Source organism: Rhodocyclaceae bacterium, assembly GCA_020248265.1.
Lineage (GTDB): Bacteria > Pseudomonadota > Gammaproteobacteria > Burkholderiales > CAIKXV01 > CAIKXV01.
This window is the reverse complement of record JADCHX010000024.1, coordinates 227,268-238,169: the sequence shown is the minus strand read 5'-3', so window position 1 is coordinate 238,169 and position 10,902 is coordinate 227,268. Positions and strand designations below refer to the sequence as shown.

General features: G+C 65.6%; 11 protein-coding genes and 1 rRNA gene. 5 read left to right on the top strand and 7 right to left on the bottom strand.

Annotated features, from left to right (window positions below):
• Positions 1-20 precede the first annotated feature (20 nt).
• The 5 genes from rrf to ING98_19895 all read left to right on the top strand — a co-directional run bounded on the left by rrf (position 21) and on the right by ING98_19895 (position 3,763).
• A 5S ribosomal RNA gene (gene rrf, locus ING98_19915) occupies positions 21-135 on the top strand.
• 222 nt (positions 136-357) lie between these two features.
• Entirely contained in the window at positions 358-1,776 is a 1,419-nt protein-coding gene (locus ING98_19910) for a mannose-1-phosphate guanylyltransferase/mannose-6-phosphate isomerase (protein ID MCA3104142.1), read from the top strand.
• A 42-nt stretch (positions 1,777-1,818) separates the two neighbouring features.
• Positions 1,819-2,727, top strand: coding sequence for a UTP--glucose-1-phosphate uridylyltransferase GalU (gene galU, locus ING98_19905; GenBank protein MCA3104141.1), 909 nt, complete (start codon positions 1,819-1,821; stop codon positions 2,725-2,727).
• A gap of 112 nt (positions 2,728-2,839) precedes the next feature.
• The gene (locus ING98_19900; GenBank protein MCA3104140.1) at positions 2,840-3,487 is read left to right on the top strand and encodes a sulfoxide reductase heme-binding subunit YedZ; all 648 of its coding nucleotides are present in this window, start codon (positions 2,840-2,842) and stop codon (positions 3,485-3,487) included.
• A 132-nt stretch (positions 3,488-3,619) separates the two neighbouring features.
• Positions 3,620-3,763, top strand: a complete 144-nt coding sequence (locus tag ING98_19895; GenBank protein MCA3104139.1) for a hypothetical protein — start codon at positions 3,620-3,622, stop codon at positions 3,761-3,763.
• 344 nt (positions 3,764-4,107) lie between these two features.
• On the opposite strand, the gene lysA is transcribed toward ING98_19895, so the two are convergent.
• The 7 genes from lysA to glyQ form a co-directional block, all read right to left on the bottom strand.
• The gene (gene lysA / locus ING98_19890; GenBank protein MCA3104138.1) at positions 4,108-5,394 is read right to left on the bottom strand and encodes a diaminopimelate decarboxylase; all 1,287 of its coding nucleotides are present in this window, start codon (positions 5,392-5,394) and stop codon (positions 4,108-4,110) included.
• Positions 5,395-5,420: 26 nt separating this feature from the next.
• Positions 5,421-5,669, bottom strand: a complete 249-nt coding sequence (locus ING98_19885) for a hypothetical protein (GenBank protein ID MCA3104137.1) — start codon at positions 5,667-5,669, stop codon at positions 5,421-5,423.
• 72 nt (positions 5,670-5,741) lie between these two features.
• A complete protein-coding gene (locus ING98_19880) occupies positions 5,742-6,479 on the bottom strand; it encodes a M48 family metallopeptidase (protein ID MCA3104136.1) in 738 nt (245 codons plus the stop codon).
• A 107-nt stretch (positions 6,480-6,586) separates the two neighbouring features.
• The gene (locus ING98_19875) at positions 6,587-7,309 is read right to left on the bottom strand and encodes a 1-acyl-sn-glycerol-3-phosphate acyltransferase (GenBank protein ID MCA3104135.1); all 723 of its coding nucleotides are present in this window, start codon (positions 7,307-7,309) and stop codon (positions 6,587-6,589) included.
• Between the two features lie 31 nt (positions 7,310-7,340).
• Positions 7,341-7,874, bottom strand: coding sequence for a D-glycero-beta-D-manno-heptose 1,7-bisphosphate 7-phosphatase (gene gmhB / locus ING98_19870; protein MCA3104134.1), 534 nt, complete (start codon positions 7,872-7,874; stop codon positions 7,341-7,343).
• The gene (locus ING98_19865) at positions 7,871-9,976 is read right to left on the bottom strand and encodes a glycine--tRNA ligase subunit beta (GenBank protein MCA3104133.1); all 2,106 of its coding nucleotides are present in this window, start codon (positions 9,974-9,976) and stop codon (positions 7,871-7,873) included. The genes gmhB and ING98_19865 overlap by 4 nt, the downstream gene beginning before the upstream one ends.
• Complete coding sequence (gene glyQ / locus ING98_19860; GenBank protein MCA3104132.1) at positions 9,973-10,878, bottom strand: glycine--tRNA ligase subunit alpha; 906 nt, start codon at positions 10,876-10,878, stop codon at positions 9,973-9,975. The genes ING98_19865 and glyQ overlap by 4 nt, the downstream gene beginning before the upstream one ends.
• Positions 10,879-10,902: the final 24 nt, after the last annotated feature.

Below are 10,902 nucleotides of genomic sequence, written 5' to 3'. Positions count from 1 at the left end.
GGCCTCGCAACCGCCCAATGTCTGACGACCATAGCGGAGTGGAACCACCCCTTCCCATCCCGAACAGGACCGTGAAACGCTCCAGCGCCGATGATAGTGCGATCCTTTTCGCGCGAAAGTAGGTCATCGTCAGACTCCCCTCCCGGCTACCTCACCCGTAGCCACCCAAACGCCCCGTCCCAAAAGGTTCGGGGCGTTTTCGTTTCCGCTACCAACTCAGCAAGGCTGCGCAGACCTGCGGGATGCGAGAGGGTAGATTCGCCCATACTCCAGTGCGCAGCTGGTCCGAGCGACGAAAGTGACCGCTTTGGGGCGAACATTTCACGCGCGCGATTCGTGACTATCCGAGGTGTCTGCATGAGTATCCATCCCGTGGTCCTGTCCGGCGGTTCCGGCACCCGTCTGTGGCCGCTTTCGCGCGAGGCGCTGCCGAAGCAGTTCCTGAAGTTTCATGGCGACCACAGTCTGCTGCAGGGGACGATCCTTCGCACCATCGGGTTGACCGATTCCAGGGCGCCGACGATTCTCGCGAACAACGAACATCGGTTCCTGATTGCGCAGCAGTTGCAGGAGATCGGCGTCGCCGCGCGGGACATCATCCTCGAGCCGGTTGCCCGCAATACCGCGCCGCCCCTTGCGATTGCCGCGCTCAGCATCCTCGACCAGGATCCGTCCGGCCTGATGCTGGTGCTGCCGTCCGACCACCTCATCACCGACGGCGCCGCATTCCGCTCGGAAGTCCTGGCCGCGGTACCGGCCGCACTCGCCGGGCATCTCGTGACCTTCGGCATCCGGCCGCGCTGGGCGGAGACCGGGTATGGATACATCGCCTGTGGCGATTCGCTCCCGGGCGACGGGGCCTGCCGCACGGTATCCCGTTTCGTCGAGAAGCCCGATCTCGCGCGCGCAGAGCGGTTTGTTGCAGAGGGCAGCTATCTGTGGAACAGCGGTATGTTCCTGTTTCCTGCCAGCGTGTTCCTGTCCGAACTCGAGCGGCTGCAGCCCGGGATGCTGGCCGCCTGCCGGCAGGCCCTGTCGGAAGGCCAGCGCGACCTCGACTTCACGCGACTGTCGCAGACGGCGTTCGAGCGTTGCCCCAGCATCTCAGTCGACTATGCGGTGCTGGAGCATACCCCTCTCGCTGTCGTGCGCCCGGTCGACTACGACTGGTCGGACCTGGGCTCCTGGAAGGCCCTGTGGGATGTGGGTGCGAAGGATGCCGACGGTAACGTCACTGTGGGCGAAACCGTCCTGGAGGACGTGCGGAACAGCTATCTCTATTCCGAGAACCGCCTCGTTACTGCAATCGGCGTCGAGGGCATCGTCGTGATCGAGACGGCGGATGCGATCCTCGTATCCCATCGCGATAGCGTGCAGGCCGTACGCAGGATCGTCGACAAGCTGAAGGACCAGAAGCGTACCGAAGGGTTGGTCCACCGGAAGGTACATCGGCCCTGGGGTACCTACGAATCGGTGGACGAAGGCGATCGGTTCCAGGTCAAGCGGATCACCGTCAACCCGGGATCGAAGCTTTCCTTGCAGATGCACCACCACCGTGCCGAGCACTGGATTGTCGTGCGCGGGACCGCCCGGGTAACCCGCGGCGAGGATGTCGTGATGCTTGGCGAGAACGAGTCGACGTACATTCCGTTGGGTGTGAAGCATCGTCTCGAGAATCCCGGGCGCATCCCGCTCGAACTGATCGAGGTTCAGTCGGGCACGTACCTGGGCGAAGATGACATCGTCCGCTTCGAAGACACATACAATCGCGGATGAGTGCGATGTGACGGGGCGTGCATTGACCCAAGGAGATTCCGAATGAAGCGCGAGATCACCAAGGCCGTATTCCCGGTGGCAGGCATGGGCAGCAGGTTCCTGCCCGCAACCAAGGCCAGTCCCAAGGAGATGCTGCCGGTCGTCGACAAGCCGTTGATCCAGTATGCGGTCGAGGAAGCGGTGGCCGCCGGCATGACCGAGATGATCTTCGTGACCGGCCGCAACAAGCGGGCAATCGAAGACCATTTCGACAAGGCAGCCGAACTCGAGGCTGCGCTGGAAGAGCGGGGAAACCAGAAGCTGCTGGCGACCGTGCGCGGGATCCTGCCCGCTGGCGTGCACTGCGTGTTCATCCGCCAGCCGGAGACGCTCGGGCTCGGCCATGCGGTACTCTGTGCGCGGCCGCTCGTCGGCGACGAGCCTTTCGCAGTGATCCTGGCCGATGATCTGATCGACGCAAAGCCTTCGGTCATGACCCAGATGGTCGAGCGATACAGCTACTATCGCCGTTCGGTCATCGGCGTGCAGAACGTAGCGCGCGAAGAGACCGACCAATACGGTATCGTCCGCTGCGGTTCGATACTGAACGATGTCCACCAGATCGATGGCATCGTCGAGAAACCAACGCCTGCCGAGGCGCCGTCGACGCTCGGCGTGGTCGGTCGCTACATCCTGTCGCCGCGCATCTTCGACCATCTTGCGAATGCGCAGCCGGGCAAGGGTGGAGAGATCCAGTTGACCGACGCGATCGCGTCGCTGCTCAAACAGGAGCAGGTACTGGCGTATCAGTTCCAGGGCACGCGTTACGACTGTGGCTCGAAGATCGGTTACCTCAAGGCAACCATTGCTTTCGCGATGAGCCATCCGGACGTCAGCGAAGAATTCATCGCGCACCTGCGCGGTGTCGCTGCGACCCTGCCGACCATCGAGCGCGGCCGCGCTGCCGCCTGACCTGGAAACGTCGCTGCCCGAGCAGGCGTCCGCTGCCGGTCCGGCAGACGGTCGGCCTGCCCCCGGCAGCGATCCGGCCTCACGGAGCCGTTCGGTGCGGCTTATCGCGTGGCTGCGCCAGCCCGCGCCGCAGACCGTCACCTGGATCAGGCGGCTGGCCTGCATCCTGGCTTTGGTCCCGCTCGGGCGCCTGGTGGCGGGCGTCGTTACCGATCGCCTCGGTGCCAACCCGATCGAGGTGATCACCCGGGCAACCGGTGAATGGACCCTGATCCTGCTGCTGGTCACGCTGACGATCACACCGCTGCGCCGGCTGACCGGGATGAACTGGCTGTTGCGCCTTCGCCGCATGCTGGGGTTGACCGCGTTCTTCTACGGCTGCCTGCACCTGGTTACCTACCTCTGGCTCGACCAGTTCTTCGACATGGCTGCCATCGTGACAGACATCGTGAAGCGGCCATTCATCACTGCCGGTTTCGTGGCTTTCCTGCTGCTGGTGCCGCTGGCGATCACCTCGACCGATGCAATGGTCAGGCGAATGGGTGGCCGCCGATGGCTGGCCCTGCACCGGCTCGCCTACATCGCCACGGCGATCGGCGTCGTGCACTACTGGTGGCTGGTGAAGGCGGATGTGCGAGAGCCACTCTTCTACGCGGTGATACTGGCGCTGCTGCTCGCCGTCCGCCTCGCCTGGCGCCGGGCTTCGACTCGTACAGCCCTGGAGCCTGCCGCCCGACCGCTCGATCGTAGCCGTCGCTGAGGTACGGAAAGGAATCAAGGGACGAAAAAAACCCCCGGAGACTTTCGTCTTCGGGGGTGATCTTTGTTCCGGCCGGAAGAAACAGTGGTAACCGAATCGGACTGTTCCCTCTTTCTGGCTGGACCGGCTGTCTTGGGCTTCGTCTGGCGTCGACTCAGCTCGGTCCTGAAAAACTACTTCTTCTTCTTGGCAGCTTTCTTTGCAACCTTCTTTGCAACTTTCTTTGCAGCTTTCTTCGCGGGCTTCTTAGCAGCCATCGTGTTTCTCCTTGATTGAGTTAGTCACGACCAATCGTGCAGGGCACTTATCGTTCGCGCTCGTGAGGCAGAAAGACATGAACGCAGCTGCACTCCCATCGCATTCGCTCAGTCGCCAGTTTCGGTCTTACCTGCCTGCCGACCCGGGTCGTTCATGTGCCAACTGCACACTCTTGACTCTGGCTATTGACAAGCGCGCGGATGCTCGGTGATCGGATTCTATTCCACATCCAAAATAAAACACAACAGTAACGAAGCGAAACTTCGCTTCCTGTTGTCAAGTTGGATGCGGCCGAGACACGCGCGGCTTCACGTGTGTCTCGACCGTCGCATTCACGCTCGCGATGATCGACGTCGAGACACTCATCGGGGCAGCAGCGATTCCCCTTCGAAGAGCTGCTCGATGCGCTCGCGCGCGCGTATCTCATGCATGTCCGCGCCGTCGACCATCACCTCCGCTGCACGTGGCCGCGTGTTGTAGTTCGAGCTCATGCTCATGCCGTAGGCGCCGGCCGATGCGATCGCCAGCAGGTCCCCCTCGGCGATGACCAGCGCACGATTGCGGGCAAGCCAGTCGCCGCTCTCGCAGACCGGGCCCACCACGTCGTACCACTGCGCGTCTCCGACGCGCGGAGCGACTGGCAGCACGTCGTGGTATGCCTCGTAGAGCGCGGGTCTCATCAGGTCGTTCATCGCCGCGTCGACGATCGCGAAGTTCTTCACCGGGCCGGGCTTCAGGTACTCGACGCGCGTGAGCAGCAGGCCGGCATTGCCCACCATCAGACGCCCGGGTTCGAATACCAGGCGCTGGGGCCTGTTGCCGAACACGCGGGTGATCGCAGCCGCATAGTCGTCGACAGATGGGGGACGTTCTTCGCTGTAGCGGATGCCAAGTCCACCGCCCAGGTCGACATGGTCCAGCACCATGCCTTCCGCGGCCAGCTGGTCGACCAGTTCGAGGATGCGCTCCAGTGCATCGGCGTAGGGAGAGATCTCGGTTATCTGGGAGCCGATATGGCAATCGATTCCTGTGATGCGCAGGTGTCGACAGCCGCGCGCCGCACGGTACAGGTCGAGGGCGTCGGCATGGTTCACCCCGAACTTGTTCTCGTTGAGGCCGGTGGTGATGTACGGATGGGTATTCGGGTTCACGTCCGGATTCACCCGGATGCTCACCGGTGCAACCTTGCCGAGAGAGCCGGCGACACGCTCCAGCCGGTGCAGTTCCGGGATCGATTCGATGTTGAAGCAGAGGATTCCCGCCTCGAGGGCTAACCTGAGTTCTTCCGCGCTCTTGCCCACCCCGGAGAACACGACCCTCGAAGGATCGCCGCCTGCGGCAACCACGCGGGCGAGCTCTCCTGCGGACACGATGTCGAAGCCGCTGCCCATCCGGGCGAACAGGTTGAGGATCGCCAGGTTCGGGTTCGCTTTCACTGCGTAGCAGACGAGCGGGGCAGGCGACCCTGCCGGGCGCGACGGGATGCGCAGGAGCGCGTCCGCGAACGCGGATTCGAAGGCGCGGTATGCGCCCGTCAGCGCTGCACGCGAATACACGTAGGTGGGGGTGCCGAAGCGCTCGGCCACCAGGTGCAGGGGCACGTCCTCGACGTGCAGCGCGCCGCTGCGAAGGTTGAACATCGCGTCCATCGTGTTGCTCCGGTCAGCGTGGCTGTTCAGGAAGCCGGTTTCGCCGGCGCGGCCTTCTTCGGTACCACCTGCAGGGGGGTCTTGAACCCGCATCCGCCTGCCTGCACGGTGACGAAGGCCAGCAGTACCACGATCGTGCCCGCCGCCAGCGGGCGCAAGCCGGATCGCTCGCGGTGCCGGGCTGCATTGCGTGCCTCGACACCACGTGCGTCCTGCGCGGGGCTGGCCCGGTCATCCGGAGCGGTGTTCGATGCGGAAGGGGGCAGGCTGATCATGCAAAAGATGTTAGCACGCAGTCCCTGATGGCCAGCCAGCCGCAACCGCAGGTGCCCGCCCCAGAGTGGTGCTCACAGCGCAGCCAGCCTGCGTTGCCATTGGCTGAGTTCGCGCCGTGCCTGCCGATGCTCGCGGTAGCCGCGCTCGACCACCGCCCAGAATCGCGCCGAGTGGTTGGCTTCGACGATGTGCGCCAGTTCGTGCACCACCACGTAGTCGATCAGGTGCGCGGGTGCCTGCATCAGACGCCAGTTGATGCGGACCAGCCCGGCTGGCGTGCAACTTCCCCACAGCGTGCGCGCATTGGTCAGCTTCATCGGCGGTCGCTTCACGCCGACGACCGATGCGAAGTGGCAGGCCCGGCCTTCGAAGTGGGGCAGTGCGTGCGCCTGCACCCAACTGCGCAGCGCGCTGCGCAGCGCGCCCACGTCACCCGGCTCGGGGAGGGCGACCGCGATGCGTGCGCCGAGACGCTCCACCGAGGGAGACGTGGCCTGTTCCACGTCGATCGGCAGCGATTCGCCGAGCCAGAGCACCTGCTGCAGTGTCGTCAGTTCGAGCTGCGGACTGGCGTTCGCGCGCCAGCGCGGCAGGTGCCTGCGCAGCCACGGATGGCTGTGCTGGAGGAAGCCCTCGATCGCCCGTTGGGACATGCGCAACGGCACTGCCAGCACCAGCCCGCGGTCGGACAGGCTCAGCATCGCGCGCTTGCGGCGCAGGCTGCGGCGCATCGTGTACTCGACCTGCTGTCCGTCGAGTTCGATCATCCCCACCTGGTCGGTGTCGAGGTGAGTGCCACGTGCTGCCATCGTGCGCACGGCGGGCGGGGTGGATCCGGGGACGGTCTCCTGCGTGGGGCGCTGGGCAGGCTTTGGAGCGGGGTGCTGAAGGGTGTTGCCAGGGTGGTGCGGGATGCTCAACGGCTTCTTGCCTTTCCGTTCAATTGCAGCATCGCGTCCTCGACGCGCTGCTCGACCAGTCTGTTCAGGGCCTCGGCCTTCATGCCGGCAGGAGAGATCGGATCGAGGATGACCACCTCGATCGTGCCGGCATGCTTGATGAAGCCGTTGCGCGGCCATAGTTCGCCCGAGTTCACCGCCACCGGTACCACCGGCGCGTCGGCGTGCGCCGCCAGCCATGCGCCACCGATCTGCCAGGTACCGCGGATGCCGGGTTCGACACGGCTGCCTTCCGGGAACACGACGACCCAGAAGCCACTGGCGAGCCGCGCGCGTCCCTGCTCCAGCAGCTGCTTCAGCGCGCGCATGCGCTGGCTGCGGTCGATCGCGATCGGCGACAGCATGCCGATGCCCCACCCGACGAAGGGTACCCACAGCAGGGAACGCTTGAGCACCCATACCTGCGGCGGGAAGATCGCCTGGAAGGCCAGTGTCTCCCAGGCCGACTGGTGCTTGGAGAGGATGATCGACGGCACCGTGGGCAGGCGCTCAAGCCCGGTCACCGTCCAGCGTACGCCGCAGATGATCCGGGCAAGCCAGACGATTGCCACGGACCATGTGCGGATGATCCGGTAGCGCGTCATCGGCGGCAGGAAGAAGATCGCCAGCGCAAGGAAAGCATACGGCGGTGTGATCAGCGCCGCGGCCAGCGCGAACACGACGGAACGCAGCAGACTCAGCACCCGTCGAAGCCTTCGTTCCGGGCCCGTGTCATTCGCAGATCGCCGTCACCGCGTCGGCGAGGTTCGCGGACGTGGTCGTGCCTTCGGGCAGGTTTCCGGCCCTGCGGGTGCTCTGGCCCTTGCCGGTGAGCACCAGCATCGGCCGGGCACCGACTGTTGCGGCCGCCTGCAGGTCGCGCAGCGAGTCGCCGACCGCCGGCACCTCGGCCAGTGGCAGGCCGAACCGGCGACCGATCTCCTCGAACAGGCCGGCGCGCGGCTTGCGGCAGCCGCAGTTCGCATCGGCGGCATGCGGGCAGTAGAAGACTGCGGCGACATGGCCACCGGCCTGCGCCAGCCTGCGGTGCATCTTGTCGTGGATCGCGTTCAGCGCCGTCATGTCGAGCAGCCCGCGTCCGACGCCGGACTGGTTGGTGGCGACGACCACCTGGAACCCCGCCTGGTTCAGGCGCGCGATCGCCTCCAGGCTGCCCGGGATCGGCTTCCATTCATCCGGCGACTTGATGAACTGGTCGCTGTCCTGGTTGATCACGCCATCGCGATCGAGGATCACGAGCTTCATGCCGCCAGCTTCGAAATGTCGGCGACCTGGTTCAGCGCCCGCTCAAGCGACTGCAGCAGGGCGATACGGTTCGCCCGTACGGCCACGTCATCGGTCATTACCATCACTTCGTCGAAGAAACGGTCGACCGCCGACCGCACCGATGCGAGCCGGGTCAGCGCGCCCGCATAGTCTTCGCGTGCGGTGCAGGCGATCACCTCGGGTTCCAGAGTCACCAGGGCCGCATGCAGGGCCTTCTCGGCAGGCTCGAGCAGCAGCGAAGGGTCGGCACGCCGTTCCGATGCGCCTTCCTTCTTCAGGATGTTGCGCACGCGCTTGTTCGCTGCAGCCAGCGCCTCCGACTCGGGCAGCTGGCCGAAGGCGGCGACCGCATCGAGTTTCGACGGGACCTGGTCGATGCGCGAAGGGTCGAGCGCCAGCACGGCATCGATGCCACGCGCGTCGTGTCCGCGCTCGCGCAGGTAGTTCGACAGCCGGTCGAGGAAGAAGCGGTGCAGTTCTGGCGCCACCGCGGCCTTCATCACCGCCGGCGGAAACTGCGCGATCGCGAGCCCGACCAGGTCACGCAGGTCGAGCGGAAGCGGATGCTCGGCCAGCATGCGCAGCACGCCGAGCGCCTGGCGGCGCAGGCCGAAGGGATCCTTGTCACCGGTCGGCGCCCCGGCCGCCGCCCACAGGCCGACCAGCGTGTCGAGCTTGTCGGCCAGCGCGACGACCAGCGACAGCGGTGCCTGTGGCAGGGCGTCGTTGGCAAAACGGGGGTGGTAGTGCTGTTCGATCGCCACGGCGACCGATTCGTCCTCGCCATCGTGGCGCGCGTAGTACTCGCCGATCACGCCCTGCAGTTCCGGGAACTCACCGACCATGTCGGTCACGAGATCGGCCTTGGACAGCCAGGCTGCGCGTTGTGCGAGGGCCGGATCGACGCCCAGCGCGGGCGCGGCCGACGAGAGGAGCTCCGCGAGCTGGCTCGCGAGCTTGCACACCCGCTGCACCCGATCGAGCTGGCTGCCGAGCTTGTTGTGATGCACGACGCTGCCCAGGCGCTGCACGCGGTCGGCCAGGGGCGTCTTCCGGTCCTGGTCGAAGAAGAACTTGGCATCGGACAGCCGTGCACGAAGCACTCGTTCGTTGCCGGAGACGATCGCCGCCGGATCGGTCGTCTCGAGGTTGCTGACGAGCAGGAAACGATTGCGCAGCCGGCCCGATGCATCGGCCAGCGCGAAGTACTTCTGGTTCTGCTGCATGGTCAGGATCAGGCATTCCTGGGGCACGTCGAGGAAGGCCTCGTCGAAGCGGCCTTCGAGGACGACCGGCCATTCGACCAGGCCGGTGACCTCGTCGAGCAGCGCGTCCGGCGCGATCAGCGTGTCGCCGCCAGCCTTCGCACGCAGGCCCTCTTCGATCCGCTGGCGTCGTTGCGCGAACGACGCGACCACCTTGCCCAGCACCATCAGCCGGTGCGGGTACTCGAACGCGGTCGCGATCGAGATCGTGCCCGAGCTCATCTGGCGATGGCCGACGGTATGGAATCCGGCGTCGAGTCCGAGTGCGCGCACTGGCACCACCGTGCCGCCGTGAAGGGCGAGCAGGCGGTGCGCGGGCCGGACGAACTGCACGTCTGTGCCGTCGGGGCGCTGGTAGCGCATCAGTTTCGGGATCGGCAGCTTCGCCAGCGTGTCGTCGAGGGCCTTCTGCAACCCTTCGGCGAGGGATGCCCCGGCCTGCGTGCCGTTGTGGAACAGCGCTTCGGCCTTGCCGTCGGAGGCGCGCTCCAGCGCTGGCCAGGCATCGGCGGCCAGCCCGAGCGTGGCGAGCTTCTTCTGCAACGCCGGCGTCGGCGCACCTGCGGCATCGAAGGCGACGCTGACCGGCAGCAGCTTCTGGCGAAACGGCTTGTCCGGCGCACGCGCGAGCACATGGGTGATGGACACCGCGAGCCGGCGCGGCGATGCATAGCCGGTGGCGACGGACGCGGGCTCGAGCAGCCCGGCGGCGGACAGCGCGTCGGCCATGCCCGACGAAAAAGCGTCGCCGAGGCGCCTGAGCGCCTTCGGCGGCAGTTCTTCGGTCAACAGTTCGACCAGCAGTGTCGCGCTCATCGGGCCGCTCCCGCCAGCATCGGGAAGCCGAGGCGTTCGCGGCTTTCGTAGTAGGCCTGCGCGACCGCGCGCGCCAGGTTGCGGATGCGGCCGATGTAGGCCGCGCGTTCGGTGACCGAGATCGCGCCGCGTGCGTCGAGCAGGTTGAACGTGTGCGCGCACTTGAGCACCTGGTCGTATGCAGGCAGCGCCAGCCCGCCTTCGATCAGTTTCTTCGCTTCGGACTCGTGCTGGCCGAACAGGTGCAGCAGCAGTTCGACGTTCGAGCGCTCGAAGTTGAAGGTCGACTGCTCGACCTCGTTCTGGTGGTAGACGTCGCCGTAGGTGAGCTTGCGCTCGACGCCGTTCTCCATCCAGGTGGTCCAGGTGAGGTCGAACACGTTCTCGACGCCCTGCAGGTACATCGACAGCCGCTCGATGCCGTAGGTGATCTCACCGGTCACCGGCTTGCAGTCGATGCCCCCGACCTGCTGGAAATAGGTGAACTGGGTCACTTCCATCCCGTTCAGCCACACCTCCCAGCCCAGGCCCCAGGCGCCCAGCGTGGGGTTCTCCCAGTCGTCCTCGACGAAACGTACGTCGTTGGCCTTCAGGTCGAGGCCGATCGCCGCCAGCGAGCCCAGGTAGAGCTCGAGGATGTCTTCCGGCGCGGGCTTCAGCACCACCTGGTACTGGTAGTAGTGCTGCATCCGGTTCGGATTCTCGCCGTAGCGGCCGTCCTTCGGTCGGCGCGAGGGCTGCACGTAGGCGGCGCGCCACGGCTCGGGCCCGAGGGCGCGCAGGAAGGTATGCGTATGCGAGGTTCCGGCGCCGACTTCCATGTCGAGCGGCTGCAGCAGCGGGCAACCCTGCTTCGCCCAGTATTCGTTGAGACGCGTGATGACGTCCTGGAAGAGGATCATCGGTCGGGAAGCTTCCATTGCATG

What these genes read in the sequence shown, in the direction of transcription:
- ING98_19885 (MCA3104137.1), bottom strand. Translation starts at nt 5,669, where the DNA reads ATGATCAGCCTGCCCCCTTCCGCATCGAACACCGCTCCGGATGACCGG.
- ING98_19880 (MCA3104136.1), bottom strand. Translation starts at nt 6,479, where the DNA reads ATGGCAGCACGTGGCACTCACCTCGACACCGACCAGGTGGGGATGATC.
- ING98_19865 (MCA3104133.1), bottom strand. Translation starts at nt 9,976, where the DNA reads ATGAGCGCGACACTGCTGGTCGAACTGTTGACCGAAGAACTGCCGCCG.
- gmhB (MCA3104134.1), bottom strand. Translation starts at nt 7,874, where the DNA reads ATGAAGCTCGTGATCCTCGATCGCGATGGCGTGATCAACCAGGACAGC.
- ING98_19910 (MCA3104142.1), top strand. Translation starts at nt 358, where the DNA reads ATGAGTATCCATCCCGTGGTCCTGTCCGGCGGTTCCGGCACCCGTCTG.
- galU (MCA3104141.1), top strand. Translation starts at nt 1,819, where the DNA reads ATGAAGCGCGAGATCACCAAGGCCGTATTCCCGGTGGCAGGCATGGGC.
- lysA (MCA3104138.1), bottom strand. Translation starts at nt 5,394, where the DNA reads ATGGACGCGATGTTCAACCTTCGCAGCGGCGCGCTGCACGTCGAGGAC.
- glyQ (MCA3104132.1), bottom strand. Translation starts at nt 10,878, where the DNA reads ATGATCCTCTTCCAGGACGTCATCACGCGTCTCAACGAATACTGGGCG.